A 25,825-nucleotide genomic window follows, 5' to 3' on the forward strand; every position below is an offset into this window, starting at 1 on the left:
GCGGACCGGCGCACGCATCCACAGCACATTGCCGGTTCGGCCGGCGGGAGGAGTCCATCCCCATGGCGGTTCTGGCAATTCGCATCGTCGGCGATCCGGTCCTGCGGACGGCGGCGGATCCCGTGAGGGACTTCGGCCCCGAACTCCGGCGCCTCGTGCGCGACATGGACGAGACGATGGAGAACGTCGAGGGCGCAGGCCTCGCCGCCCCGCAGGTCGGCGTCGGCCTGCGCGTCTTCACCTTCCAGATCGACGGCCAGCGCGGCCACATCGTGAATCCCGTGCTGGAACTCAGCGACGACCTGCAGGACGACCGCGTGGAGGGGTGCCTGTCGATCCCCGGCCTCGGCTATCCCGTCTCCCGCCGACGCTGGACGCGCGCGACCGGCGTCGACATGGACGGGAACCCCGTGGTGGTCCAGGGCGAGGGCATGCTGGCCCGCTGCCTGCAGCATGAGACCGACCACCTCGACGGCATCCTGTACATCGACCGGCTCACCGGCGAGGACAAGAAGGACGCGCTCCGGAAGATCCGCGACGCCTCCTACAACCGGGTGGCGGGCGCGACCGTCGCCAGCCGCTCCGCGTCGCTCGGATCCAGCTTCGGCGGCAGCCTGTGAGGGTCCTCTTCGCCGGAACCCCGGCCGTCGCCGTCCCCTCGCTCGAGCGGCTCGCCGCGGACGGCCACGAGATCGTCGCGGTGCTGACGCGCGAGGACGCGCCCACGGGGCGCAAGCGCGTCCCGACCCCCTCGCCCGTCGCCGCCCGCGCCGCGGAACTCGGGCTGCCCCTCATCCACGCCAACCGCATCGACGCGACCGCGCAGGACGCCATCCGCCGCGCCGCCCCGGACGTGGCGGCCATCGTCGCCTACGGCGGTCTCGTGCCGGCCGAGGCGCTCGCGATCCCGCGGCACGGCTGGGTCAACCTGCACTTTTCCCTCCTGCCGGCCTGGCGCGGGGCGGCCCCCGTGCAGCACGCCATCATCCACGGCGACGAAATCACCGGGGCCGTGACGTTCGCGCTGGAGGAGGGGCTGGACACCGGCCCCGTCTTCGGCACCCTGACGGAGGCCATCGGCCCCGACGACACCGCGGGCGGACTGCTGGGACGCCTCGCCGTCGGCGGCTCGGTGCTGCTCGCGCAGACACTGGCGGGGATCGACGCCGGTCGCCTGGTCCCCGTGCCCCAATCCGGGGACGTCAGCCACGCCCCCAAGCTCGGCCTCCAGGACGGCCGCGTCGACTGGAGCCAGCCGGCCCTCGCGATCCGCCGGAGGATCAACGGGACGACGCCGGAACCCGGCGCATGGACGACGTGGAACGGCCAGCGTTTCAAGCTCGGCCCCGTCGGCCCGGAGGCCGGGGAGCGCGGCCTGCCGCCGGGCGAGGTCAGGATCGTGCCGGGCAGGTCGCCGCAGGTCCTCGTGGGCACCGGCTCGCACGCCGTCCGGCTGGACACGGTCCAGCCCGCGGGGAAGAAGTTGATGTCGGCCGCCGACTGGGCGCGCGGACTCGGAGGTGCCCCCGCGAGCGCGGGCACCGCGACGAGGGTGGTTTTCGAATGAGCGATGGAACCGGCGGCGGCCGAGCCGGCGGCGCGGGACGGGGCGGCCCCCGCGACGGGCACCCCGGCGGCCCGCGGCGCAACGAACAGGGCCGCGAGCGCAACCGCGGCGGCGCCGCGCCCCGGCGCTTCAGCACCTCGGCGCCGTCGCAGCGCAAGCGCATCGCGGATCCCGCGCGGCTCGCGGCCTTCGAGGTGCTCCGGGCCGTGGCCACCGAGGACGCCTACGCGAACCTGGTCCTCCCGGCGCGCATCCGCGACCGCGGGCTGGACCGCCGGGACGCCGGCTTCGCCACGGAACTGGCCTACGGTGCCCTGCGGGGCCAGGGCCTCTACGACGCCATCCTGGCGCGCTGCGTGGACCGCCCCCTGGACCAGCTGGACCCGGCCATCCTCGACGCCCTGCGGCTCGGGGCGCACCAGGTGCTGGCCATGCGCGTGCCGACGCACGCCGCGCTGGACGAGACCGTCGGGCTCGCCCGGGCCGTCATCGGCGCGGGTCCGTCCGGGCTGGTCAACGCCGTCCTCCGCAAGGTCGCCGCGCGGAGCCTGGACGCCTGGATCGCCGACCTCCTGGAGGGCGTGACGGAACCGGCGGCGCGGGACGCCATCGCCCACAGCCATCCCGAGTGGATCGTCCGCGCCATGCGGCAGTCGCTGGTGGCCCACGGCCGGTCCGCCGAGGAGATCGGTGCGCTGCTCGAGGCGGACAACCTCGCCCCCGTCGTGAACCTCGTCGCGCTGCCCGGCCTCGGGGACCTCGAGGAGGCGCTCGCGTCCGGCGCCGAACCGGGCACGCTCGCGCCCGACTCGGCCTACTCCGCGGGCGGGGAGCTCTCCAGGCTGCGTTCCGTCCGCGCGGGCACGACGCGTGTGCAGGACGCGGGATCCCAGCTGGTGGCCCGCGCGCTGGCCGGCGTCCCGCTTGAGGGCCGCGACACCGACTGGCTGGACCTGTGCGCGGGACCCGGCGGCAAGGCCGCGCTGCTGGCGGCGCTCGCGGCGGAACGTGGCGCCGAGCTGACCGCCAACGAACCGGCGCCGCACCGCGCCGAGCTGGTCCGCAAGGCGCTTGTGGCCGTGCCCCGCGACGCCTGGTCCGTGGTCGTCGGCGACGGGCGCCGCTACGCGGGGATCCCCGCCGACCAGAGGTTCGACAGAATCATGGTCGACGCCCCGTGCAGCGGGCTCGGCGCCCTCCGCCGCCGGCCCGAGTCGCGCTGGCGCAAGACCCCGCGCGACATCGCGGAGCTGACCATCCTGCAGGGCGAGCTGCTGGACGCCGCGCTCGCGGCGATCCGACCGGGAGGCGTCGTCGCCTACGTCACCTGCTCGCCGCATCCGGCGGAGACGCTCGCCGTCGTCGAGGACGCGCTGCGCCGCCACCCCTCGGCGCGCCTGCTCGACGCCGGATCCGCGATCGACGGGGTCGGCCTGGCGCCCCTCGACGCCGCGCACCCGATGGCCGGTGGTTCCACCGTGCAGCTCTGGCCGCACCTCCACCGCACCGACGCCATGTTCCTCGCGCTGATCACCCTCGACGCCGGCACGCCGGCACAGACCGCCACGAAAGGCTGAACCGATGAGCACGTGCGCCATCCACCCCAGCATCCTCTCCGCGGACTTCGCGAACCTGGCCGCGGAGCTGGGTCGCATCGCGCGCGCCGACGCGGTGCACGTGGACGTCATGGACAACCACTTCGTGCCGAACCTGACCCTCGGCCTGCCGGTGGTCAAGCGCCTGGGCGAAGTGACCGACCTGCCGCTGGACGTCCACCTGATGATCGGGGACGTCGACCGCTGGGCGCCCGGCTACGCCGACGCCGGAGCCGCCTCGGTCACGTTCCACGCCGAGGCCTCCGCGGCGCCCGTGCGGCTGGCGCGCGAGCTTCGGGCGCGCGGCGCCAAGGCGGCGATGGCGCTGCGCCCCGCGACCGCCGTCGAGCCGTACCTGGACCTGCTCCCCGAGCTGGACATGCTGCTGCTCATGACCGTGGAGCCGGGTTTCGGCGGCCAGGCCTTTCTGGACGTTGTCCTGCCCAAGATCCGCCGCGCGCGGGCGGCCATCGACGGCGCCGGGCTTCCCGTCGCCCTGCAGGTCGACGGCGGCATCACCCGGGACACGATCCTGCGCGCCGCCGAGGCCGGCGCCGACGTCTTCGTCGCCGGCTCGAGCGTCTACGGAACCGCGGACCCCGCGGCGGCGGTCGACACATTGCGCAAAACGGCGCAGGCTGCCGCCCGGCCGGCGCCGAATATGATGTAATCGTCAAACACAAATACGTGCTCCGGGGTCGGTGTAATTCCGAACCGGCGGTGACAGTCCGCGACCCGCGGCGCCTTGGCGCCACGGTTGAGCCGGTGAAATTCCGGCACCGACAGTTAAAGTCTGGATGGGAGAAGCGCGTACAGAGAAGGCGGTCGATCGGCGCACCCGTGGGGGTGTCCGCGGCCGTGCCGAACTGTCGTACCCCGGAGCCGCCACGGCTCGAGGAGGAACGATGGAACCGATGCGCTGGATGCTCGACGCGTTCAACGCCCACCTCCCCGTCGGCGGCGGCCAGCTCCTGGTCCGCGAGGTCGTGGGCAACCTGTTCGGGCTCGCGAGCGCCCTCGGCGGGATGCGCCGCAGGCTCTGGGCCTGGCCCGTCGGCATCGTCGGCAACCTCATCCTCCTCACCGTTTTCGTCGGCAGCGTCTTCGACTCGGCGCAGGCCGCCAACCTGTGGGGCCAGGCCGGGCGGCAGCTCCTGTTCATCGCCGTCTCCATCTACGGCTGGCACCGCTGGCTCGAGGGAAGGCGGGGCGGGGGAGCGGCCATCACGCCACGCTGGGCCACCGGGACGGAACGCATCGGCCTCGTCGCGGTCCTCCTGATCGGCACCTTGGCCGTCACCCCCGTCTTCCGGCACCTCGGCTCCTACGAACCGGTATGGGCCGATGCCTGGACCTTCGTGGGATCACTCGTGGCGACCTTCGGCATGGCCAAGGGCTGGGTGGAATTCTGGCTGGTCTGGGTGGCGGTGGACGTCGTCGGGGTGCCGCTGCTGTTCGGGGCGGGCTACTACGCGAGTGCCTTCATGTACCTGTTCTACGGCCTGTTCACCCTGGCGGGGTTCTTCGTCTGGTGGCGGGCCAGCGCAGCGGCGCCGGCCGGCGCCCCCGTGCCCGGACGGTCCGCCGACACCCCGTGCGACAGCCCCGTCGGCCGGGCCGGGGGTCCCCGATGACGTTCACCGCGGCGGAACGCGACGCCATGGCCTCGGCGCTCGGAGCGGCGGGCCGCGGGGTCCGCGGCGCCAACCCGCTGGTCGGCGCCGTTGTGCTGGACGCCGGCGGAAGCGTCCTGGCCACGGGGCACCACCGGGGCGCCGGCACGCCGCACGCGGAGGCCGCCGCGCTGGCCGCGCTCGGACCGGTCCCGCGCTCCGCGGCCGGCGAGCTCACCATGGTCGTCACGCTCGAGCCCTGCAACCACACCGGCCGGACGGGACCGTGCGCGGTGGCCATCGCCGAGTCCGGCATCGGGCGCGTGGTCTACGCCGTGGCCGACGGGACGGACCGCGCCGCGGGCGGCGCCGAGTACCTGGCCTCGCGCGGTGTCCGCGTCGAGGCCGGACTGCTCGCCGACGAGGCCCGGGCCCTGAACCGCCGGTGGTTCGCCGCCCGTGGCGCGGGACGGCCCTTCACGACCCTGCACCTGGCGCAGACCCTCGACGGGCGGATCGCCGCCGCGGACGGGACGAGCCAGTGGATCACGGGCCCGGACGCGCGGCGGCACAGCCACGGCGTGCGTGCGCTGGCCGAGGCGATCGTCGTCGGCACCGGCACGGTGCTGGCCGACGATCCGCGGTTGACGGCGCGCGACGGTGACGGGACGCCGCTGCCCCGGCAGCCGCTGCGCGTGGTCATGGGACGCCGCGACGTCCCCGCCGCGGCCGCGGTGCGGGGCGACGGACGGTGGACGCAGGTCCGCACCCGCTCCCCGGCCGACGTGCTCCGGGAACTCGCGGCGCGGGGCATCGACCACGCCATGATCGAGGGCGGCGCCGGGATTGCGACCGCGTTCCTGGCCGAGGACCTCGTCGACGAGTTGTGGCTCTACCAGGCGCCGCTGCTCCTCGGCGCGGGACGGCCGGCCGTGGGCGACCTGGGGATCGGCACCCTGCGGGATGCCGTCCGCTGGGCCCCCGACGACGCCGGCGGCCCCTCCCACCAACGACTGGGCGACGACATCGCCCTGCACCTGACACCCATGCCGCGCGCGGGACTTTCCGCGGCGGGCGGCGCATAGAAAAGGAACGCACCATGTTTACGGGAATCATCACCGGCTTCGGCCGCGTCGAGGCGATCCGGCCCGCGGGGGACGGGGACGCCGTCGTGCTCTCCGTCTCCGCGCCCGGACACGCCGCCGATCTGGGGCTCGGAGGCTCGCTGGCGGTCAACGGCGTGTGCCTCACCGCGACGGCCATCGCCGGGGACCGCGTCGACATCGACGTGATGGGCGAGACCCTCCGGCACACCACCACGGGAGCGCTGCGGGTCGGCGACCGCGTCAACCTCGAGCGGTGCGTGCCCGCCGGGGGCCGGCTCGACGGCCACGTGGTGCAGGGGCACGTCGACGGGGTGGGTGCCCTGACCGAGCGTGAGCCCCGGGGCAACTGGGAGCGCCTGCGCTTCTCGGTGCCGCGCGCGTTGTCCCGCTACGTCGCGCGCAAGGGGTCGATCGCGGTCGACGGCGTCTCCCTGACCGTCGCGGACGTCGCGGACGCCACCGAGGCGGAGCAGTGGTTCGAGGTCGGGCTCATCCCGACGACGCTGCGCGACACCGTGCTGGGTGCGCGCGCCGTCGGCGACCCGGTGAACCTGGAGGTGGACGTCATGGCCAAGTACGCCGAACGGCTGGCCGCCTTCGCGCCGGCGTCCGCCGCGCCGACCGCCCCCGGCGCGGAGGTGGTCGCGCCGTGAGCATCCTGGACCCGATCGAGGCGGCCGTCGCCGCCATCGCCGCCGGCCGGCCCGTCGTCGTCGTCGACGACGAGGACCGCGAGAACGAGGGCGACATCGTCTTCGCCGCCGAGTTCGCGACCCCCGAGCTCATGGGCTGGACGGTGCGCCACACGTCCGGCGTCGTGTGCGTCCCCCTGCCCGGCGAGCGCGCCGACGCCCTCGGCCTGCCCCCCATGGTCGACGTCAACGAGGACGCCAAGGGCACGGCGTACACGGTGTCCTGCGATGCCGCCGCCGGCGTCACCACGGGCATCAGCGGTGCCGACCGCGCGGTCACGGCGCGGGTGCTGGCCGACCCGGACAGCGCACCGGGGCACATCACGCGCCCGGGACACATCTTCCCCCTGCGTTCCGTGGAGGGCGGGGTGCTGGTGCGCCGCGGGCACACGGAGGCGTCCGTGGACCTGTGCCGGCTCGCGGGGCTGCAACCCGTGGGCGTGATCGCCGAGCTGGTGCACGACGACGGTGACATGATGCGCCTGCCGGCGCTGCGCGAGTTCGCCACCACCTGGGACATCCCCCTCGTCAGCATCGAGGACCTGGCCGGCTACCTGGCGCGCGGGGGTCCCGCGCAGGCCACCGCGCCGGAGCCCCAGGCCGTCGTGGGAGGCCCCGTGGTGTCCATCCCGACCCCGCGCGGCGTGTTCTCGGTCCAGGCCTGGACCGAGCGGGCCACCGGGGACGAACACCTCACCTTCTCGGCGCCGGCGGTCGGCGGGGCGCTGGCCCCCTCCGGCCCCGTCGACGTCCATGCCCCGGCGGATCCGCCGCCGCTGGTCCGGGTGCACTCGGAGTGCCTGACCGGCGACGTCTTCGGATCCTTCCGGTGCGACTGCGGGGAGCAGCTGGACGCGGCGCTGACGGCGGTGGCCGCCGCGGGCGGCACCGTGGTCTACCTGCGCGGGCACGAGGGGCGTGGGATCGGCTTGGCCAACAAGATCAGGGCGTACGCGCTCCAGGACGGCGGCGCGGACACCGTCGAGGCCAACGAGCAGCTGGGCCTGCCGGTGGACGCGCGGCGCTACGACGCCGCCGCGGCGATCCTGCACAGCATGGGTCTGGAGCGCATCCGCCTGCTCACCAACAACCCGCTGAAGGAGGCGTGGCTGGAGCAGGCGGGGATCGACGTCCTCGAGGCCGTGCCGACGTCCGTGGCAGTCCGCCCCGAAAACGCGCGCTATCTGCAGACCAAGCGCGAGCGCATGCAGCACCGCATCGACCCCGGCGTCTTCACGGCGCCGACACCCGAGTAGGGCGCCGCCGCAGGGGCGGATCGGCGCCCCGCGACGAGAACCACCACCACACGAACAGAACAACCACCGCACGAGCAGAACAACCACCGCACGTACAGAACAACCACACGAGGAGACGGAACATGAGCGGACACGGAGCGCCGGCGGCAGGAGCCGAGGAACTTGAGGGGGCCGGCCGCGCGGGGTTGAGGGCCGTCATCATCGCGGCCAGCTGGCACGAGGAGGTCATGGACGGGCTCGTCGCCGGGGCGCTGCGCGCCGCCGCCCAGGCGGGCATCCGCACGCCCGACGTCGTGCGCGTCCCCGGCACGTTCGAGCTGCCGGTGGCCGCCGGACGCCTCGCCCACGGCTTCGACGCCGTCGTCGCACTCGGCGTGGTGATCCGCGGGGGGACCCCGCACTTCGATTTCGTCTGCCAGGGCGCGACGATGGGGCTCACCGACGTTTCCGTGCGCACCGGGACGCCGGTCGGCTTCGGCGTGCTGACCTGCGACACGGAGGCCCAGGCGCTGGACCGGGCGGGGCTGCCGGGCTCCGCGGAGGACAAGGGCCACGAGGCCATGGCCGCCGCACTCCAGACCGCCCTGGTCCTCGGCGGCCGCTGAGGGCCGAGGAGTTCGTCACATTGACGGAGGCGTTGTCGGCGGCTCCCGGGCCACCGGCTACCCTTGTAGGGTGAAAACCTTTGACACCCTCTTTGCCGAACTGGCCGAAAAGGCCGAGGCCCGCCCCGCGGGCTCCCGCACGATCGCGGAGCTCGACTCGGGTGTCCACGGGATCGGCAAGAAGATCGTCGAGGAGGCCGCCGAAGTCTGGATGGCCGCCGAGTACGAGTCCGACGACGAGGCGGCCGAGGAGATCTCCCAGCTGCTCTACCACCTTCAGGTGCTGATGCTGGCGAAGGGCCTGACGCTTCAGGACGTCTACCGGCATCTCTAGCCGCCGCCGCGCGCCCCGGCGCGGGCGGCGGTCCGAGCCGGACGGCCCAGCCACGTTTCACCCACCACGAGAAAAGAGCCACGCCATGCTGCGAGTAGCCGTGCCCAACAAGGGCGCCCTGTCCGAGGCGGCCTCCTCCATGCTCAACGAGTCGGGATACCGCCAGCGGCGCGACACCCGCGAACTGGTCATGGTCGACCCGGACAACGACATCGAGTTCTTCTACCTCCGGCCGCGCGACATCGCCGTCTACGTCGGGCGCGGCATCCTGGACGTGGGCATCACCGGCCGCGACCTGTTCCTGGATGCCGAGGTCAACGGGGATGCCGAGGAGCGCCTGCCGCTGGGCCTCGGGGTGTCGACGTTCCGCTTCGCGGGTCCCGCGGGCGAGTTCACCTCCGCCGAGCAGCTCGCGGGCCGCCGCGTCGCGACCAGCTACGACGGCCTGCTGCGCGGGTACCTGGCCGTGCGCGGCATCGACGCGACGGTCGTCCGGCTCGACGGCGCCGTCGAATCCTCCGTCCGGCTGGGCGTCGCGGACGCGATCGCCGACGTCGTGGAGACCGGGAACACGCTCAAGGCGGCCGGCATGGAGACCTTCGGGGACCCGATCCTGCAGTCCGAGGCCGTGCTCATCGGCCGTACCGGCGAGAACCCCCCCGGGCTCGACGTCCTGATCCGCCGCCTGCAGGGCGTCCTCGTGGCCCGGCAGTACGCCATGCTCGACTACGACATCTCCCGCGACCTGGTGGACGAGGCCTGCCGCCTCACCCCGGGGCTCGAGTCGCCCACCGTCTCGCCGCTGCAGGACTCCGACTGGGTGGCCGTGCGCTCGATGGTCCGCAAGTCGCAGACCAACCGGATCATGGACGAGCTCTACGACCTCGGCGCCCGCGCCATCCTGGTCAGCACCATCCACGCCTGCCGCATCTAAGGAGCCGCTCGTGAGCGTTGCCATCCGCGTCATCCCCTGCCTCGACGTCGATGCCGGGCGCGTCGTCAAGGGCATCAACTTCGAGGGGCTGCGCGACGCCGGCGACCCCGTGGAGCTGGCCAAGCGTTACAACGCCGCCGGTGCCGACGAGCTGACCTTCCTGGACGTGACGGCGTCCTCCGGCAACCGGGAGACCACCTACGACGTCGTGCGGCACACCGCGGAGGAGGTCTTCATCCCGCTGACCGTGGGCGGGGGAGTGCGCGGGGTCGACGACGTCGACCGCCTGCTCCGCGCCGGGGCCGACAAGGCCTCCATCAACACGGCCGCCGTCGCGCGGCCCGAGGTGATCAGCGAGATCACCCAGCGGTTCGGTTCCCAGGTCCTGGTCCTTTCGCTCGATGCCCGCCGCACCGACGACCCGCGCGCCGCCTCGGGGTTCGAGGTCACCACCCACGGCGGCCGCACCGGGACCGGGATCGACGCCGTGGAGTGGGCCCGCGAGGCCGCCGAGCGCGGCGTCGGCGAGATCCTGCTGAACTCCATCGACGCCGACGGGACGAAGGAGGGATTCGACCTGGAGCTCATCCGCGCGGTGCGCGCCGCGGTGAAGGTGCCGATCATCGCGTCCGGCGGCGCCGGGGGTCCGGAGCACTTCCCGCCCGCCATCGCCGCCGGGGCCGACGCCGTCCTGGCGGCGTCGATCTTCCACTTCGGTCCGGTGGACATGGTCGCGCAGGTCAAGCGGGCCATCGAGGAGGCTGGTTTTCCTGTTCGCTGATCCGGCGTTCCTCGATCGCCTGATGAACGACGGCTGGCCCGCCGTCGAACACGGGTCCGTCGAGGGGTGGACCCTGCGGTTCGCCGCCGGGGTGACCCAGCGGGCGAACTCGGTCCTGCCGCTGGACGCGCCCCGGGACGTCGACGCGGCGGTCGCCGAGGTGGAGCGCCGCAGCGCCGAGCGCTGGCTGGACGCGATCTTCCAGATCAGTCCGGCCGCCGAACCACGGGACCTGGACGAGCGGCTGGCGCGCCGCGGCTACTCCGCGGGCACCCCGACGCTGGTCCAGGTCATGGACGGCAGCGAGCTCCAGCGCTTCGCCGACGCCGCACCGGATCCGCGGGTCGAGCTCGCCGAGAGGCCGGACGCGGACTGGTTGGAGCTCTTCTGGGACCAAGAGGGCCCGCGGGACGCGGAGGACCGCGCGGTGTCCCGGCAGATCCTCGGCGGGTCGCCCGCCGTGTACGCGGCGCTGCGGGTTCGCGGGCGCGTCGAGGCCATCGCCCGGATGGCGCTGGTCGGCGGCTACGGCGGCCTGTACTGCGTCGTCACGCGGCCCGAGTCCAGGCGGCGCGGGTACGCGCGGCTGGTGCTCGAGGCGCTGTTCTCCGAGGCCTGCGGTCTGGGGCTGGAGGGGCTGTGGCTCCAGGTCCGCGAGAGCAACGTCGGCGCGATCGTGCTCTACGACGCGCTCGGCTTCAGCACGGCGTCGAACTACCACTACCGCACCCGCAGCCTCTAGCCGCGACAGCCCCGACGCGCGCCGGTCGGGGCCGCGCGCCCGCGCTCAGGGACCGAGTTCGGCGCTGGAGAGCAGGGCGACCGCGTCCGGGGCGCCCTCGAAGGTCACCAGTGCGTGCCCCCGCCGCCCGTAGGCGTGGAGCAGCAGCTCGGCTGGCTCGCCGGCGATGGCCACCGATGTGGCCGCCCGCCGCGCGACGTGCCGGCGGCCGTCGGGCCGGCGCAGGATGACCCCGACGTCGACGCCGCGGTACAGCAGGCCCGAACCGCGGACCAGCGCACGCCACAGTTCCTCGGAGTAGTCCTCGTCCAGGACACGCGGCGCCCACCGCTCGCCGGCCCGCCGGACGTCCTCGGTGTGGATGAAGAACTCCACGAGGTTCGCGGCCCGGTCCACGCCGGGAAGGGACAGCGGAGACAGCCCGCCAGGTCCGCGGCGGAACCGCTCGACCAGGGCCGCGTAGGCCTGGGGCGCCTTGGCGCGGTCGGCCCAGCGGTGGAGGGTGCGTTCCATGCGGCCCGCCAACGGCTTGAGGACGATGCCCGCGGCGAGCGGATGGTGCTCCCGCAACACCAGGTGGGCCGCCAGGTGCCGGGTGTCCCAGCCCGCGCACAGGGTCGGCGCATCGGGCCCCGCTGCCAGCAGGACCTCGGCCAGTACTTCGCGTGACGGGGGTACGAATCTCATCACCACCGAAACTAGCACGTGCGCGCCCCCGCGGATCCCTCCCGGCCGTCATGCGCCGCCTCGGGGTATCCCCGAACCGACTAGACTTGATGCGATGCCCCGCAACCCAGCCCCCGCCGCAGAACCGAGCGTCCCGCCGGGCGCGCACACCGCCCTCGACCCGCGGATCGCGCAGCTCCTGACCAAGGACGCGTCCGGACTGGTGGCCGCGATCGTCCAGCAGCACGACACCGGCGAGGTGCTGATGCTCGGCTGGATGGACGAGGAGGCGCTGCGGCGCACGCTCACGACGGGGCGGGTGACGTTCTGGTCCCGGTCGCGTCGGGAATACTGGCGCAAGGGCGACACCTCCGGCCACATCCAGCTGGTCCGGGGAGTCGCCCTGGACTGCGACGGCGACGCCCTCCTGGTGCGCGTCGACCAGGTCGGTGCCGCGTGCCACACCGGCACCAGGACCTGCTTCGACGGCCGGGGCATCCCGGCCGTGACCGACCTGGCCACGCCCGGCGGCTGAGCCGCCCGTCCGAGCCCGCCCCACCCGAACCCACGAGGAAGCAGCCACACGATGCAACGACTCGGCGTCCTGACCCCCACGCTCGAGGAATTCCGCGACCTGGCCCGCACCCGGCGGGTGATTCCCGTGTCCCTGCGAGTGCTGGCGGACTCGCTCACCCCCATCGCCATCTACCGCCGCCTCGCCGGCGGGCGTCCCGGCACCTTCCTGATGGAAAGCGCCGCGGCCGGAGGCGTGTGGAGCCGGTACTCGTTCATCGGCTGCGGTTCCCCGGCGACCCTCACCACGCGCGACGGCCGCCCCCACTGGCTGGGCCACCCGCCCGCGGGCATCCCCACGGAGGGCAGCCCGGTCGAGGTGCTGCGCGACACGGTGGCCATGCTGCGCACCGAGCCCCTGCCCGGCCTTCCGCCGTTCACGTCCGGGATGGTCGGGTTCGTCGGGTGGGAGAGCGTCCGCCATTGGGAGCGGCTGCCGCACCCCCCGCACGACGACCTGGGCCTCCCCGAGCTCGCCATGAACCTCGTCGGGGACATGGCCGCGCACGACAACACCGACGGAACGGTCACGCTCATCGCGAACGCGATCAACCAGGACGGCTCCGACGACGGCGTCGACGGGGCCTACGCCCACGCCGTGGAGCGCGTCCAGGAGATGCTGGCCCGCCTCGACGCACCCGCCCCCGGCGACGTGTCCAGTTTCGGCGGGGCCGATGTTCCCACCGGCGAGCTGATGGACGCGGTCACGCACAGCTGGGACGAGGACTCCTACCGGCGGGCGATCCTGCGCGGCAAGGAGGCGATCGTCGACGGCGAGGTCTTCCAGGTCGTGGTGTCGCGCCGGTTCGAGCTCCAGACCTCCGCCGACCCGCTGGACGTGTACCGGATCCTGCGGACCACCAACCCGAGCCCCTACATGTACCTGTTCAACCTCGAGGACACCCACGGCGGCAGGTACGCGATCGTGGGCTCGTCCCCCGAGGCCCTCGTCACGGTCAACGACCGGCACGTCGTGACCCACCCGATCGCGGGCTCGCGACCGCGCGGGGCGACGTACGAGGACGACCTGGTGTACGAAAAGGACCTGCTGGAGGACGAGAAGGAGCGCGCCGAGCACCTCATGCTGGTCGACCTGGCCCGCAACGACCTCTCCAAGGTCTGCGTGCCGGGCAGCGTCGAGGTCAGCCAGTTCATGGAGGTCGAGCGGTTCAGCCACATCATGCACCTGGTCAGCAACGTCGTGGGCCGGCTCGCCCCCGGCGCCAGCTCCTACGACGTGCTGGCGGCGACCTTCCCGGCCGGCACGCTTTCCGGCGCGCCGAAGCCGCGCGCCCTCCGGCTGCTGGACGAGATGGAGCCGCACCGCCGCGGCGTCTACGGAGGAGTGGTGGGCTATCTGGACTTCGCCGGCGACATGGACATGGCCATCGCGATCCGATCGGCGCTCATCAAGGACGGCCGGGCCTACGTCCAGGCGGGCGGCGGCATCGTCGCCGACTCCCAGCCGGAGGCCGAGTCCCAGGAGAGCGTGAACAAGTCGGCGGCCCCGCTGCGGGCCGTCTGGGCGGCCGCGAGCATGCGGTCCGTCGCCGACACGGATCCCGCGGCATGGATCCGGCCGTGACCGCGGCGCAGGCGCCGCGGCGCACCACCCGGCTGACCCGCCGCGCCGTTGTCCTGGCCGCCGTCGTGGGCTCCCTCGCGGCCCTCGGCTCGGTGACGCGCACGTGGATCCGGGTGGTCCCGGCCGAGGGGTCGCTCACCGCCGCTCCCATCGAGGTCCCGGGATCCGACGCGGCGACCGCGGTGGCCGCGCTGGCCGTCGTCGCGCTGGCGGGCGCCGTGGCCGCGGCGATCGCGGGCAGGGTCGGTCGCTACGTGATCGCCGCGCTGCTCGCCGCCGCGGGCATCGGCATCGTCGCCGCCGCGCTGGCGGTGGCGATGGATCCGGCCGCCGCCGCGTCGGGCGCCGTCGGCGCCGCCGTCGGAACCCCCACCGTGGAGGGCGAGTACCGGGTGCTGCCCTGGCCGTGGCTGGCGGCCGCGGCGGGGGCGTGGATCGCCGCGTCGGCCGTGGTGCTCGCCGTGGCCGGGAGGCGCTGGACGTCGAGCCGCCGCTACGCGCCCCCCGCCGCGGCCGGCGACGGCACGCCGGTGGCCGCCGGCGCGATGGACGAAATCGACGGGTGGGACAGCCTCTCCCGGGGCGACGACCCCACGCGCTAAAGGCCCCGCCGACGGCCCGCAACATGGCGGCCCGGCGGCCAAAAGAGTGGCAGAATGTAAGGGACTTCCGTCCGGGGGACCGCTCCCCGGCACGCTCAGCTGATGAGGAGTAACCGAGCCATGGCCAGCAAAGCCGCAGTCAACAACGAATACGGCATCGACCCGATGCACGCCGAGGCCGTGGGCCACGGCAACAGCGTCGCCGCGTGGAGCGCGGTGGGCGTGATGCTGGTGGGCGTCCTCGTGGGCTGCATCGGCTTCGGCCTGGCCAACACGGTCGTCCTCGGCGCCGGCGCCGTGATCGTGGTGCTCGGCCTGGTGGTGGGCTGGTTCATGAAGAGGATCGGCTACGGCGTGGGCGGCAGCAAGTCCAAGGACAGCGACCACTAGGCGTGACCGTACTCGAGGACATCATCGCCGGGGTCCGCGAGGACCTCGAGGCCCGCCGCGCCGGCATCGACGACGCCGCGATCCGTTCGCGCGCCCTCGCCGCGCCGCCCGCGCGGGACGCGTTCGCCGCGCTCGGCGGCACCGCAGACGGCACCGGGCGGGACACCGTGCTGCGCGTGGTGTCCGAGGTCAAGCGCAAGAGCCCGTCCAAGGGCGCGCTGGCCGACATCCCCGCACCAGCCGACTTGGCGCGCGAGTACCGCGACGGCGGCGCGTCGGTCATCTCCGTGCTGACGGAGGAGCGGCGCTTCGGCGGGTCGCTGGCCGACTTCGACGCCGTGCGGGCGGCCGTGGACCTCCCGTTGCTGCGCAAGGACTTCACGGTCGAGCCGTTCCAGGTCTGGGAGGCCCGCGCCCACGGCGCCGACCTCGTCCTCCTCATCGTCGCCGCGCTCGACGACGGTCCGCTGCGCGAGCTGCTGGGCCTGGCCCGCGAGCTCGGCATGGAGGCCCTCGTCGAGACGCACACCGAGGACGAGGTCGACCGTGCCGTCTCGGCCGGCGCGCGCATCATCGGCGTCAACGTGCGCAACCTCAAGACGCTCGACGTCGACCGCTCCAACTTCGCGCGCCTGGCGGGCAGGATCCCGCCCTCCGCCGTCGTCATCGCCGAGTCGGGCGTGCGCGACGCCGACGACGTCGCGGAATACGCGGCGCACGGCGCCGACGCCATCCTCGTGGGCGAGGCCCTGGTGCGGGACAACGCGCCGGCCGACGCCCTCCGCCGTTTCATCGCCGCCGGCACCGCGGCGCGCCCGCCCCGGCGCGCCTGAGCGCCACACCCCAGCCCCCTCCCCGCCAGACAGGACGGCCCACCATGACCGAGACCCCCAGCCAGCCCGCCGACCAGGTGCCCGCCGAGCAGGAGCCGGTCGACGCCTTCCTGGCCGCCGGAAGCCTGCGGCACGCCCCGGGCCCCTACTTCGGCAGCTACGGCGGCCGCTGGATGCCGGAGTCGCTCATCGCGGCCCTGGACGAACTCCAGGACACGTTCGAGAAGGCCAAGGCCGACCCCTCGTTCGTCGCCGAGATCGCCGAGCTCAACAAGAACTACGCCGGCCGACCGTCGCTGCTGACCGAGGCCAAGCGGTTCGCCGAGCACGCCGGCGGCGTGCGGATCTTCCTCAAGCGCGAGGACCTCAACCACACCGGCTCGCACAAGATCAACAACGTGCTGGGCCAGGCGCTGCTGGCCAAGCGCATGGGCAAGACGCGGCTGATCGCCGAGACGGGGGCCGGGCAGCACGGAGTCGCCAGCGCGACGGCGGCCGCCCTCATGGGCATGGAATGCGTCGTCTACATGGGCGCCGAGGACTGCCGGCGGCAGGCCCTGAACGTGGCGCGGATGGAGCTGCTCGGCGCGACCGTCGTGCCCGTGACGGCCGGTTCCCAGACGCTTAAGGACGCCATCAACGAGGCGCTGCGCGACTGGGTGGCCAACGTCGACAACACGCACTACCTGCTCGGCACCGCGGCCGGCCCGCACCCCTTCCCCGCGCTGGTCCGCTACTTCCACGAGGTGATCGGCGAGGAGGCCCGCGCCCAGATCCTCGAGCAGGTCGGACGGCTCCCCGACGCGGTGTGCGCGTGCGTGGGCGGCGGCTCGAACGCCATCGGCATCTTCCACGGCTTCCTGGACGACCCGTCCGTCGAGCTCTACGGACTCGAGGCCGGGGGCGACGGCGTCGAGACCGGGCGGCACGCGGCCACGATCGCGCTGGGACGCCCCGGCGTCCTCCACGGGGCGCGGTCCTACCTGATGCAGGATGAGGACGGCCAGACGGTCGAGTCGCACTCGATCTCCGCGGGGCTGGACTACCCCGGCGTCGGGCCCGAGCACTCGTACCTCGCCGACATCGGCCGCGTCACCTACGAGGCCGTCACCGACGCCGAGGCCATGGAGGCCTTCAGCCTCCTGTGCCGCACGGAGGGCATCATCCCCGCCATCGAGTCCTCCCACGCGCTGGCCGGCGCGCTGCGCATCGGCCGCCGCAAGGTCGAGGCCGGCGCCGTGCCGGGGGAGACGGTCATCGTCGTCAACCTCTCCGGCCGCGGCGACAAGGACGTGGCCACCGCCGCCGAGTGGTTCAACCTCATCGACAATGCCGAAGGACAGGACAACTGATGCCGAGCAAGTCCGCCGCAGCGATCGAGCGCGCCCGCTCCGAGGGGCGCCCGGCGCTGATCTGCTACCTTCCCGCCGGATACCCGGACGTGCAGACGACCATCGACGCCGCCGTGGCCATGGCCGAGAACGGCGCCGACATCATCGAGGTCGGCATCCCGTACTCCGACCCGGTGATGGACGGATCCGTCATCCAGGCCGCGACCGTGCAGGCCCTCGCCGACGGTTTCCGGGTCTCGCAGGTCTTCGACGTGGTGCGCGGCATCACCGACCGCTGCGACGCCGCCGTCATGGTCATGACGTACTGGAACCCGGTCCTGCGCATGGGCGTCGACGAGTTCGGCCGCCGCCTGGCCGACGCCGGGGGAGCGGGGCTCATCACGCCCGACCTGATCCCGGACGAGGCCGCCGAGTGGTTCGAGGTCTCCGACCGGTACGGGCTGGACCGCGTGTTCCTCGTCGCCCCCAGCTCCACCCCGGAACGGATGAAGGCCACCGTCGAGGCGAGCCGCGGGTTCGTCTACTGCGTGTCCATCATGGGTGTCACCGGGGCGCGGACGAGCGTCGCCAACACGGCCGAGGCCGTCGTCGCCGCCGCCCACGCCGCCGGCGCCGAGCGCGCCTGCGTCGGGCTGGGCGTGTCGGCGGCCGAGCACGTCGCCGAGATCGGCGCCTACGCCGACGGCGTGATCGTGGGCACGGCCCTGGTCGCGGCGCTCCGCGACGGTGGCGTCGAGGCCGTCGGCCGCCTGGCCGCCGAGCTGAGTGGCACGAAGGACGGCGGCGCGTGAGCCCGTCCGCCGCGCTGGCCGCCTCCGCGCACGCCGCGATCGCCGGCGCGCTGCCCGCGTCGATCCCCAGCCCCCCGCAGGAGTGGGCGAGCTTCTCCGTCGGCCCGCTCACCATCCACGCCTACGCGCTGTGCATCCTGGCCGGCATCGTGGCGGCCATGTGGCTCACGGCACGCCGCTGGGACGCCAAGGGCGGCCCCGAGGGCGTCGTCTGGGACATCTGCATCTGGGCCATCCCGTTCGGCATCATCGGCGGCCGGCTCTACCACATCTTCTCCTCGCCGGACGCGTACTTCGGCCCCGGCTTCGACGGCAGCGGGGACCTGAGCCTCACGTGGCAGATCTGGCGCGGAGGCCTGGGCATCTGGGGGGCCGTGGCGCTGGGAGCCGTCGGTGCCTGGATCGGGTGCCGCCGCTACGGCGTCCGCCTCGCAGCGTTCGCCGACGCGGCCGCGCCCGGGCTCCTGCTCGCGCAGGCGATCGGCCGATGGGGCAACTGGTTCAACCAGGAGCTCTACGGCGGACCCACGACCCTTCCCTGGGGCCTTGAGATCGATCCCGGCACCGCGGGGTTCCCGCCCGACGCGCTCCCGGGCACCCTGTTCCACCCGACGTTCCTCTACGAGTTCCTCTGGAACATCGCCGGCGTGGCGATCCTGCTGCTCCTGGACCGCAGGTTCCGGTTCCGCCACGGCACGATGTTCTGGGCCTACGTGTCCTACTACACGCTCGGCCGGCTGTGGATCGAGGCCATGCGCATCGACGACGCGGAGATGATCACGTTCTTCGGCGTCACCCAGCGCCTGAACGTGTGGACCAGCCTGCTGCTCCTCGTGGTCTCGCTGACCGTTTTCGTCGTCCTGCTCCGCCGGCACCGCGGCGAGCCGGATCCCGGCGTGTATCTGCCCGGCCGGGCACTCGCGGAGCAGGACGCGGGACAGGCGGCCGTGGCCGCCGGGGCCACCGCCACGCCGGCGGGCGCCGCGCAGACCGCCGTCCCGCACGCCTCGGCGGACGCGGCCACCACCGCGGATCCGGCTCCGGCCGACGCCGCGGCCCACCCCGCGCGCGAGGGCGCCGACGGGGACACGGCGGACGGCCTCGGGGACCCCTCCCCGGCGCCGCGCGACCGCCGACCGTAGGCGGGCGGACGGCTCGCGCGACCGCCTGCGCGACGGCCCGGCGACCACGTTCGTGACTGCCGACGGTAGTCGGGCGGACGGCTCGCGCGACCGCCTGCGAGGCGGCGCCGCGACCCGGGCCGGCCTCCCGTCGCGGCGTGCCGGCGTCCCGTAACGCCACGCCGCTGCTCCCCCGGAACGCCGGGGGAGTCGGCGACACATAGGGGGCGTCCGGCGTAAAGAAGCCGCCCGCGTCTGGGGCGGCCACCGCGCGGAATGCTAATCTCTCCATACTTCGGTTGTGTCCGGGGCGCCAATCCCCGGCCCCAGGATTTCCGGGGCAGCTGCGCCGGCGAACCGCCGTAGGGCGCCGCGCACCACAACGATGTGGAACTCCGTTCCGTGGACCACCGGCCGTACACGGGCGGCCCACCTCGGCGGGAGCGTGCCGGACAGGATCCGAGGCCACGGACTCCCCACACCTTCCGGGCAACGGGGACCAGCGTCCCCCGCCGCCCCGGGGCCAGCGCCGTCCCCTCCGCATCCTTGCACCGCCGCAGAGCGTGCATCACCATTAAACGGAGAAAGGACGACATGAAACTGACCGGAGACCAGCAGAACGCCCCGCGTGCTGTCGGCGGGGTCACCGCCTCGCCCTTCACCAGCTTCGCGAACCTGCCGGAGGCCTCGGGCCTCTACCATCCCGAGAACGAGAAGGACGCCTGCGGGCTGGCCGTCATCGCCACCCTGCGCGGCGAGCCCACGCACGACATCGTGGACGCCGCGCTGACCGCGCTGCGCAACCTCGAGCACCGGGGGGCCGTCGGCGCGGACGAGGGCACCGGGGACGGTGCGGGCCTGCTCACGCAGGTCCCGGACGAGTTCTTCCGCGCCGTCGTCGACTTCGAGCTCCCCGCTGCCGGGTCCTACGCGGTCGGCACCGCGTTCCTCCCGGACGAGCCCAGCATCGAGGCGTCCGCGCGTGGGGGCATCGAGGAGCTCGCCGAGCAGGAGTCGCTGAAGGTCCTCGGCTGGCGCGAGGTCCCCGTCGAGGCCTCCATCGTCGGGGCCATGGCGCGCGCCTGCATGCCGCGCTTCGTCCAGATCTTCATCGCCCCGGCCGAGGGCACGGACGACGCCGCGGCCGTCGCGGACCTGGACGCCCGGGCGTTCCGCCTGCGCAAGCGCTCCCAGAACAAGCACGGCGTCTACTTCCCGTCGCTGTCCTCCAAGACCATGGTCTACAAGGGCATGCTGACCACCGCGCAGCTCGAGCCGTTCTACCCGGACCTGTCGGACCCGCGCTTCAAGACCAAGCTGGGGATCGTCCACTCGCGCTTCTCCACGAACACCTTCCCGTCGTGGCCGCTGGCGCAGCCGTTTCGCGCCATCGCCCACAACGGCGAGATCAACACCGTCAAGGGCAACCGCAATTGGATGCGCGCGCGGCAGTCCCAGCTGGCCGGCGACGTCCTCGGCGAGGTTCCCGAGGAGCTGTTCCCGATCTGCACCCCGGGCGCCTCCGACTCGGCGTCCTTCGACGAGGTCGCGGAGCTGCTCATGCTCTCGGGCCGCCCCATCACGCAGGCCATCATGATGATGATCCCCGAGGCGTGGGAAAACCAGGCCGGCATGGACGCGGACCGCCGCGCGTTCTACCAGTACCACTCCATGCTCATGGAGCCGTGGGACGGCCCGGCCGCCGTGTCCTTCACCGACGGCCGCCTGGTCGGCGCCGTGCTGGACCGCAACGGGCTGCGCCCGGCCCGCTACTGGGTCACCGACGACGGGCTCGTGGTCCTGGCCTCCGAGGTGGGCGTGGTCGACATCGCCCCGGAGAAGGTCGTGCGCAAGGGCCGCGTCTCGCCGGGCAAGATGTTCCTCGTGGACACCGAGGCGGGCCGGCTGGTCGAGGACGACGAGATCAAGGCCGACGTCGCCGCCGCCAACCCGTGGCGCGACTGGGTCAGGCAGAACATCATCAGCCTCGCCGAGCTGCCCGACCGCGAGCACGTCATCCACAACCCCTCCTCCGTCCAGCTGCGCCAGCGCACCTTCGGCTACACCGAGGAGGAACTGCGCATCCTGCTGAACCCGATGGCGCGCACCGGCGCCGAGCCGCTGGGGGCCATGGGCTCGGACACGCCCATCGCCGTCCTCTCCAAGCGCCCGCGCCTGCTGTTCGACTACTTCGCGCAGTCCTTCGCGCAGGTCACCAACCCCCCGCTGGACTCGATCCGCGAGGAGCTGGTGACCAGCATGCAGACCTCGATCGGTCCGGACGGGAACCTGTTGGACCTCGGGCAGGTCAAGACCCGCCACGTGTCGCTGGACTTCCCCGTCATCACCAACGACGAGCTGGCCAAGATCGCGAACATCCGCACCCCGGAGGGGGCCAAGGCCGCGCTCAAGGTGCGCGGGCTCTACCGGCCCGACGGCGGCGAGAAGGAGCTGAAGCTGCGCCTGCAGGAGATCTGCGAGAAGGTCTCCGCGGCGATCAACCGCGGTGTGCAGTACATCGTCCTCTCGGACCGGGACTCGAACGCGCAGTGGGCGCCGATCCCGTCCCTGCTGCTCACCAGCGCCGTGCACCACCACCTGCTCAAGAGCGCCAACCGCACCAAGACCTCGCTCGTGGTCGAGGCCGGCGACGTCCGCGAGGTCCACCACGTGGCGGTCCTGGTCGGCTACGGCGCCTCGGCGATCAACCCCTACCTGGCGCTGGAGACCGTCGAGGAGATGGCCAACCAGGGCGACCTCGGCGACGTCACGGCCGAGCAGGCGCACTACAACCTCATCAAGGGGCTCGGCAAGGGCGTCCTGAAGATCATGTCCAAGATGGGCATCTCCACGGTCTCCTCCTACTGCGGCGCCCAGACGTTCGAGGCGCTCGGCCTGTCCCAGCAGCTGGTGGACCAGTACTTCACGGGAACGCAGTCGCAGATGGGTGGCGTGGGGCTGGATGTCATCGCCAAGGAGGCGGCCGCCCGCCACGCCGGGGCCTACCCCGCCGACGGCAACGACGAGCCGCACCGCGTCCTCGAGATCGGCGGCGAGTACCAGTGGCGCCGCGAGGGCCCCCCGCACCTGTTCAACCCGGAGACGGTGTTCCGGCTGCAGCACGCCACGCGCGAGCGCCGCTACGACATCTTCAAGGCCTACACCCGGGGGGTCGACGACCAGTCGAAGGACCTCCTGACGCTGCGCGGCCTGCTGGGCTTCCGCTCCGGTGCGCGGGAGTCCGTTCCGCTGGAGGAGGTCGAGCCGGTCTCCGCGATCGTCAAGCGCTTCTCCACCGGCGCGATGAGCTACGGCTCCATCTCCCAGGAGGCCCACGAGACGCTCGCGATCGCGATGAACCGCCTCGGCGGCAAGTCCAACACCGGCGAGGGCGGCGAGGACGTCGACCGCCTGCTGGACCCGGCGCGGCGCTCCGCGGTCAAGCAGATCGCCTCGGGCCGCTTCGGGGTCACCAGCCTCTACCTCACCAACGCCGACGACATCCAGATCAAGATGGCGCAGGGCGCCAAGCCCGGCGAGGGCGGCCAGCTGATGAGCCAGAAGGTCTACCCGTGGGTGGCCCGCACGCGGCACTCCACGCCCGGCGTCGCGCTCATCTCCCCGCCCCCGCACCACGACATCTACTCGATCGAGGACCTTGCGCAGCTGATCTACGACGCGAAGCGCGCCAACCCGCGCGCCCGCGTCCACGTCAAGCTGGTCTCGGAGGTCGGCATCGGGACCGTCGCCGCCGGAGTGACCAAGGCCAAGGCCGACGTCGTGCTGGTCTCCGGCCACGACGGCGGCACCGGGGCCTCGCCGCTGAACTCGCTGAAGCACGCGGGCGCCCCGTGGGAACTCGGCCTGGCCGAGACCCAGCAGACGCTGATGCTCAACGGCCTGCGCGACCGCGTGGTCGTGCAGGTGGACGGCCAGCTCAAGACGGGCCGCGACGTCGTCATCGCCGCGCTGCTCGGCGCCGAGGAGTACGGCTTCGCGACCGCCCCGCTGGTGGTCTCGGGTTGCATCATGATGCGCGTCTGCCACCTGGACACCTGCCCGGTGGGCGTGGCCACCCAAAACCCGGAGCTGCGCTCGCGCTTCACCGGGAAGCCGGAGTTCGTGGTCAACTTCTTCGAGTTCCTGGCCGAGGAGGTCCGCGAGATCCTTGCCGAGCTCGGGTTCCGCAGCATCGAGGAGGCCATCGGCCACTCGGAGATGCTCGACAAGCAGCCCGCCATCGACCACTGGAAGACGGAGGGCCTGGACCTGGAACCGATCCTGCAGGGCCACTGGTCCGACGGTTCGCCGGTGCGCAACATGGTCCCGCAGAACCACGAGCTGGACGAGCACTTCGACAACCGGCTGATCGAGATGAGCGCCGACGCGCTCGAGCGCCGGCAGCCGGTGCGCATCAGCCTCGACGTCGTGAACACCGACCGCTCCGTGGGCACGATGCTCGGCAACGCCGTCACGCGCCGCTTCGGGATCGACACGCTCGCCACCGACACCATCGACGTGACCCTCAGCGGCCAGGCGGGGCAGTCGCTGGGCGCCTTCCTGCCCGAGGGCATCACGCTGCGCCTCTTCGGGGACTCCAACGACTACGTCGGCAAGGGCCTCTCCGGCGGGCGCATCATCGTCCGGCCGGACCGCGCGAATTCGTTCGCGGCGGAACGGAACGTCATCGCGGGCAACGTCATCGGCTACGGCGCCACCAGCGGGGAGATCTTCCTGCGCGGCATCGTGGGCGAGCGGTTCCTGGTGCGCAACTCCGGGGCCATTGCGGTCGCCGAGGGCATCGGCGACCACGGCTGCGAGTACATGACCGGCGGCACCGCGCTGGTCCTCGGACCCACCGGGCGCAACTTCGGTGCCGGGATGTCCGGCGGCGTCGCCTACGTGCTCGACCTGGACCGCGGCAGCGTCAACCGCCAGGCCATCGACTCGGGCGAGCTGCAGCTGCAGCCGCTGCCGGCCGACGAGACCGAGACCGTGCGGGGCCTGCTGTCCCGCTACGCGGAGGAGACCGGCTCGCGGCTGGCGGCCACGCTGCTGCTCGATTTCCAGGACACCGCCGCGCGCATCACGCAGGTGATGCCGCGCGACTACGCGGCCGTCCTGCGCACCCGCGCCGCCGCCGAGGCGGAAGGACTCGACCCCGACGGCGATGCCGTCTGGACCAGGATTTTGGAGGCGACCCGTGGCTGATCCGCGTGGATTTCTGAAGGTACGCGAACGCGAAACCCAGCCCCGGCGCCCGGTCCCGGTGCGCATCATGGACTGGAAAGAGGTCTACGAGCGGCAGCAGGAGGGAACGCTGCGCGAGCAGGCCGGGCGCTGCATGGACTGTGGAGTGCCGTTCTGCCACCAGGGGTGCCCGCTGGGCAACCTGATCCCCGAGTGGAACGACAAGGTCTGGAAGGGACGCATGGGGGACGCCAGCGAGCGGCTCCACGCGACCAACAACTTCCCGGAGTTCACGGGCCGCCTCTGCCCCGCGCCGTGCGAGTCGTCCTGTGTGCTGGGGATCAACCAGCCCGCGGTCACGATCAAGCAGATCGAGGTGTCCATCGCGGACCAGGCGTTCGACGACGGCGTCGTGGTCCCCGTGCTGCCGCAGCGGCACACGGACCAGACCATCGCCGTGGTCGGCTCCGGCCCGGCCGGGCTGGCGGCCGCCCAGCAGCTGACCCGTGCCGGGCACACCGTGGCCGTGTACGAGCGCGACGATGCCATCGGCGGGCTGCTGCGCTACGGCATCCCGGACTTCAAGATGGAGAAGTCCGTGCTGGACCGCCGCCTCGAGCAGATGGCGGCCGAGGGCACGCGCTTCCGCACCAATGTGGAACTCGGCAAGGACATCTCCTGGGACCAGCTGCGCCGGCGCTACGACGCCGTGGTGGTCGCGACCGGCGCCACCGTGCCGCGCGACCTGCCCATTCCGGGCCGGGACCTGGACGGCGTGCACTACGCCATGGACTACCTGGTCCAATCCAACCGCGCGGTCGCGGGCGAGGAGGTCCCGGAGCAGATCCACGCGCGCGGCAAGCACGTGGTGATCCTCGGTGGCGGCGACACCGGCGCCGACTGCATCGGCACGGCGCACCGCCACCAGGCGGCCTCCGTGACGACGCTGGCGATCGGCCTGCAGCCGCCAAGCGAGCGTCCCGCGCACCAGCCGTGGCCGATGTTCCCGAACCTCTTCGAGGTCGCCAGCGCCCACGAGGAGGGCGGCGAGCGCACGTACCTCGCGTCTACGGTAGAGTTCGTCGGAGAGGACGGCCGTGTGACGGGCATCATGGTGGCGGAAACCGAATTCGTGGACGGAAAGCGCGTCCCGAAGGCCGGCACCGAGCGCGTCATCCCCGCCGACCTCGTCTTCCTGGCCCTCGGTTTCACCGGGCCCGAGCCCGCGGGGCTCGCGGAGCAGGCTGGCACCGAGTTCGACAACCGGGGCAACGTCGCCCGTGACGGTTACTACATGACCAACACGCCCGGCGTGTTTGCCGCCGGCGACGCTGGCCGCGGACAGTCGCTGATCGTGTGGGCCATCGCTGAGGGGCGCGCCTGCGCCGCCGCGGTGGACAAGTACCTGATGGGTGAGACCCGCTTGCCGGCGCCGGTGGCGCCGACGGACCACGCCATCACCATGCTCTGACGGCGGCACGTCGCCGCCGGGCACCG

General features: G+C 73.0%; 24 protein-coding genes and 1 riboswitch. Of the genes, 23 read left to right on the forward strand and 1 reads right to left on the reverse strand.

The annotated features are described in order from the left end of the window. The first annotated feature begins 62 nt into the window (after window positions 1-62). The 13 genes from def to ACETWP_RS13095 all read left to right on the forward strand — a co-directional run bounded on the left by def (window position 63) and on the right by ACETWP_RS13095 (window position 11,225). A complete protein-coding gene (gene def, locus ACETWP_RS13035) occupies window positions 63-620 on the forward strand; it encodes a peptide deformylase (RefSeq protein WP_373972684.1) in 558 nt (185 codons plus the stop codon). Beyond that, the gene (locus tag ACETWP_RS13040) at window positions 617-1,567 is read left to right on the forward strand and encodes a methionyl-tRNA formyltransferase (protein ID WP_373972685.1); all 951 of its coding nucleotides are present in this window, start codon (window positions 617-619) and stop codon (window positions 1,565-1,567) included. The genes def and ACETWP_RS13040 overlap by 4 nt, the downstream gene beginning before the upstream one ends. After that, window positions 1,564-3,144 carry an RsmB/NOP family class I SAM-dependent RNA methyltransferase gene (locus ACETWP_RS13045; protein WP_373972686.1) on the forward strand — a complete coding sequence of 527 codons (1,581 nt, stop codon included), beginning with the start codon at window positions 1,564-1,566 and terminating at the stop codon, window positions 3,142-3,144. The genes ACETWP_RS13040 and ACETWP_RS13045 overlap by 4 nt, the downstream gene beginning before the upstream one ends. 4 nt (window positions 3,145-3,148) lie before the next feature. Further along, window positions 3,149-3,832: a ribulose-phosphate 3-epimerase gene (gene rpe / locus ACETWP_RS13050; protein ID WP_373972687.1), complete on the forward strand. Its 684-nt coding sequence runs from the start codon at window positions 3,149-3,151 to the stop codon at window positions 3,830-3,832. A 13-nt stretch (window positions 3,833-3,845) separates the two neighbouring features. After that, window positions 3,846-3,976: riboswitch (FMN riboswitch) on the forward strand. A 91-nt stretch (window positions 3,977-4,067) separates the two neighbouring features. Beyond that, window positions 4,068-4,796 carry a nicotinamide riboside transporter PnuC gene (pnuC, locus tag ACETWP_RS13055; protein ID WP_373972688.1) on the forward strand — a complete coding sequence of 243 codons (729 nt, stop codon included), beginning with the start codon at window positions 4,068-4,070 and terminating at the stop codon, window positions 4,794-4,796. Further along, window positions 4,793-5,860 (forward strand): bifunctional diaminohydroxyphosphoribosylaminopyrimidine deaminase/5-amino-6-(5-phosphoribosylamino)uracil reductase RibD, encoded by a 1,068-nt coding sequence (ribD, locus tag ACETWP_RS13060; protein WP_373972689.1) that lies wholly within the window; start codon window positions 4,793-4,795, stop codon window positions 5,858-5,860. Before pnuC ends, ribD begins: the two co-directional genes overlap by 4 nt. Before the next feature lie 14 nt (window positions 5,861-5,874). Beyond that, complete coding sequence (locus tag ACETWP_RS13065) at window positions 5,875-6,534, forward strand: riboflavin synthase (protein WP_373972690.1); 660 nt, start codon at window positions 5,875-5,877, stop codon at window positions 6,532-6,534. Then, window positions 6,531-7,829, forward strand: a complete 1,299-nt coding sequence (gene ribB / locus ACETWP_RS13070; protein WP_373972691.1) for a 3,4-dihydroxy-2-butanone-4-phosphate synthase — start codon at window positions 6,531-6,533, stop codon at window positions 7,827-7,829. The genes ACETWP_RS13065 and ribB overlap by 4 nt, the downstream gene beginning before the upstream one ends. Before the next feature lie 122 nt (window positions 7,830-7,951). After that, window positions 7,952-8,434 (forward strand): 6,7-dimethyl-8-ribityllumazine synthase, encoded by a 483-nt coding sequence (gene ribH, locus ACETWP_RS13075; RefSeq protein WP_373972692.1) that lies wholly within the window; start codon window positions 7,952-7,954, stop codon window positions 8,432-8,434. A gap of 70 nt (window positions 8,435-8,504) precedes the next feature. Next, the gene (locus ACETWP_RS13080; protein WP_373972693.1) at window positions 8,505-8,768 is read left to right on the forward strand and encodes a phosphoribosyl-ATP diphosphatase; all 264 of its coding nucleotides are present in this window, start codon (window positions 8,505-8,507) and stop codon (window positions 8,766-8,768) included. A gap of 85 nt (window positions 8,769-8,853) precedes the next feature. After that, complete coding sequence (hisG, locus tag ACETWP_RS13085) at window positions 8,854-9,702, forward strand: ATP phosphoribosyltransferase (protein ID WP_373972694.1); 849 nt, start codon at window positions 8,854-8,856, stop codon at window positions 9,700-9,702. A 10-nt stretch (window positions 9,703-9,712) separates the two neighbouring features. Further along, window positions 9,713-10,483 (forward strand): imidazole glycerol phosphate synthase subunit HisF, encoded by a 771-nt coding sequence (hisF, locus tag ACETWP_RS13090; RefSeq protein WP_373972695.1) that lies wholly within the window; start codon window positions 9,713-9,715, stop codon window positions 10,481-10,483. Window positions 10,484-10,505: 22 nt separating this feature from the next. Beyond that, the gene (locus ACETWP_RS13095) at window positions 10,506-11,225 is read left to right on the forward strand and encodes a GNAT family N-acetyltransferase (protein ID WP_373972696.1); all 720 of its coding nucleotides are present in this window, start codon (window positions 10,506-10,508) and stop codon (window positions 11,223-11,225) included. A gap of 45 nt (window positions 11,226-11,270) precedes the next feature. Here the strand turns inward: ACETWP_RS13095 and ACETWP_RS13100 are convergent, their stop codons facing one another. Next, complete coding sequence (locus tag ACETWP_RS13100) at window positions 11,271-11,912, reverse strand: TIGR03085 family metal-binding protein (protein WP_373972697.1); 642 nt, start codon at window positions 11,910-11,912, stop codon at window positions 11,271-11,273. 94 nt (window positions 11,913-12,006) lie between these two features. On the opposite strand from ACETWP_RS13100, the gene hisI reads away from it, so the two are divergent. The 10 genes from hisI to ACETWP_RS13150 all read left to right on the forward strand — a co-directional run bounded on the left by hisI (window position 12,007) and on the right by ACETWP_RS13150 (window position 25,799). Next, complete coding sequence (gene hisI / locus ACETWP_RS13105; protein WP_373972698.1) at window positions 12,007-12,426, forward strand: phosphoribosyl-AMP cyclohydrolase; 420 nt, start codon at window positions 12,007-12,009, stop codon at window positions 12,424-12,426. Between the two features lie 51 nt (window positions 12,427-12,477). Continuing rightward, window positions 12,478-14,049: an anthranilate synthase component I gene (locus ACETWP_RS13110; protein ID WP_373972699.1), complete on the forward strand. Its 1,572-nt coding sequence runs from the start codon at window positions 12,478-12,480 to the stop codon at window positions 14,047-14,049. Then, window positions 14,046-14,651 (forward strand): Trp biosynthesis-associated membrane protein, encoded by a 606-nt coding sequence (locus ACETWP_RS13115; protein WP_373972700.1) that lies wholly within the window; start codon window positions 14,046-14,048, stop codon window positions 14,649-14,651. Before ACETWP_RS13110 ends, ACETWP_RS13115 begins: the two co-directional genes overlap by 4 nt. 120 nt (window positions 14,652-14,771) lie before the next feature. Beyond that, on the forward strand, window positions 14,772-15,041 hold the full coding sequence (locus ACETWP_RS13120) for an HGxxPAAW family protein (RefSeq protein WP_373972701.1): 270 nt from the start codon (window positions 14,772-14,774) through the stop codon (window positions 15,039-15,041). 2 nt (window positions 15,042-15,043) lie between these two features. Next, window positions 15,044-15,874 carry an indole-3-glycerol phosphate synthase TrpC gene (gene trpC / locus ACETWP_RS13125; RefSeq protein ID WP_373972702.1) on the forward strand — a complete coding sequence of 277 codons (831 nt, stop codon included), beginning with the start codon at window positions 15,044-15,046 and terminating at the stop codon, window positions 15,872-15,874. Window positions 15,875-15,918: 44 nt separating this feature from the next. Continuing rightward, entirely contained in the window at window positions 15,919-17,226 is a 1,308-nt protein-coding gene (gene trpB / locus ACETWP_RS13130) for a tryptophan synthase subunit beta (protein WP_373972703.1), read from the forward strand. After that, window positions 17,226-18,017, forward strand: coding sequence for a tryptophan synthase subunit alpha (trpA, locus tag ACETWP_RS13135; protein ID WP_373972704.1), 792 nt, complete (start codon window positions 17,226-17,228; stop codon window positions 18,015-18,017). Before trpB ends, trpA begins: the two co-directional genes overlap by 1 nt. Before the next feature lie 14 nt (window positions 18,018-18,031). Next, the gene (lgt, locus tag ACETWP_RS13140; RefSeq protein ID WP_373972728.1) at window positions 18,032-19,159 is read left to right on the forward strand and encodes a prolipoprotein diacylglyceryl transferase; all 1,128 of its coding nucleotides are present in this window, start codon (window positions 18,032-18,034) and stop codon (window positions 19,157-19,159) included. Between the two features lie 573 nt (window positions 19,160-19,732). Next, window positions 19,733-24,349: a glutamate synthase large subunit gene (gene gltB, locus ACETWP_RS13145; RefSeq protein WP_373972705.1), complete on the forward strand. Its 4,617-nt coding sequence runs from the start codon at window positions 19,733-19,735 to the stop codon at window positions 24,347-24,349. Then, window positions 24,342-25,799, forward strand: coding sequence for a glutamate synthase subunit beta (locus ACETWP_RS13150; RefSeq protein WP_373972706.1), 1,458 nt, complete (start codon window positions 24,342-24,344; stop codon window positions 25,797-25,799). The genes gltB and ACETWP_RS13150 overlap by 8 nt, the downstream gene beginning before the upstream one ends. Window positions 25,800-25,825: the final 26 nt, after the last annotated feature.

This window comes from Arthrobacter halodurans (assembly GCF_041877255.1).
In the GTDB taxonomy this organism is placed as follows: Bacteria; Actinomycetota; Actinomycetes; order Actinomycetales; family Micrococcaceae; genus Arthrobacter_N; species Arthrobacter_N halodurans.

Coding starts and splice junctions, on each gene's coding strand:
- def (WP_373972684.1), top strand. CDS start 63: ATGGCGGTTCTGGCAATTCGCATCGTCGGCGATCCGGTCCTGCGGACG.
- ACETWP_RS13045 (WP_373972686.1), top strand. CDS start 1,564: ATGAGCGATGGAACCGGCGGCGGCCGAGCCGGCGGCGCGGGACGGGGC.
- rpe (WP_373972687.1), top strand. CDS start 3,149: ATGAGCACGTGCGCCATCCACCCCAGCATCCTCTCCGCGGACTTCGCG.
- pnuC (WP_373972688.1), top strand. CDS start 4,068: ATGGAACCGATGCGCTGGATGCTCGACGCGTTCAACGCCCACCTCCCC.
- ribD (WP_373972689.1), top strand. CDS start 4,793: ATGACGTTCACCGCGGCGGAACGCGACGCCATGGCCTCGGCGCTCGGA.
- ACETWP_RS13065 (WP_373972690.1), top strand. CDS start 5,875: ATGTTTACGGGAATCATCACCGGCTTCGGCCGCGTCGAGGCGATCCGG.
- ribH (WP_373972692.1), top strand. CDS start 7,952: ATGAGCGGACACGGAGCGCCGGCGGCAGGAGCCGAGGAACTTGAGGGG.
- hisG (WP_373972694.1), top strand. CDS start 8,854: ATGCTGCGAGTAGCCGTGCCCAACAAGGGCGCCCTGTCCGAGGCGGCC.
- ACETWP_RS13095 (WP_373972696.1), top strand. CDS start 10,506: ATGAACGACGGCTGGCCCGCCGTCGAACACGGGTCCGTCGAGGGGTGG.
- ACETWP_RS13100 (WP_373972697.1), bottom strand. CDS start 11,912: ATGAGATTCGTACCCCCGTCACGCGAAGTACTGGCCGAGGTCCTGCTG.
- hisI (WP_373972698.1), top strand. CDS start 12,007: ATGCCCCGCAACCCAGCCCCCGCCGCAGAACCGAGCGTCCCGCCGGGC.
- ACETWP_RS13110 (WP_373972699.1), top strand. CDS start 12,478: ATGCAACGACTCGGCGTCCTGACCCCCACGCTCGAGGAATTCCGCGAC.
- ACETWP_RS13120 (WP_373972701.1), top strand. CDS start 14,772: ATGGCCAGCAAAGCCGCAGTCAACAACGAATACGGCATCGACCCGATG.
- trpB (WP_373972703.1), top strand. CDS start 15,919: ATGACCGAGACCCCCAGCCAGCCCGCCGACCAGGTGCCCGCCGAGCAG.
- trpA (WP_373972704.1), top strand. CDS start 17,226: ATGCCGAGCAAGTCCGCCGCAGCGATCGAGCGCGCCCGCTCCGAGGGG.
- gltB (WP_373972705.1), top strand. CDS start 19,733: ATGAAACTGACCGGAGACCAGCAGAACGCCCCGCGTGCTGTCGGCGGG.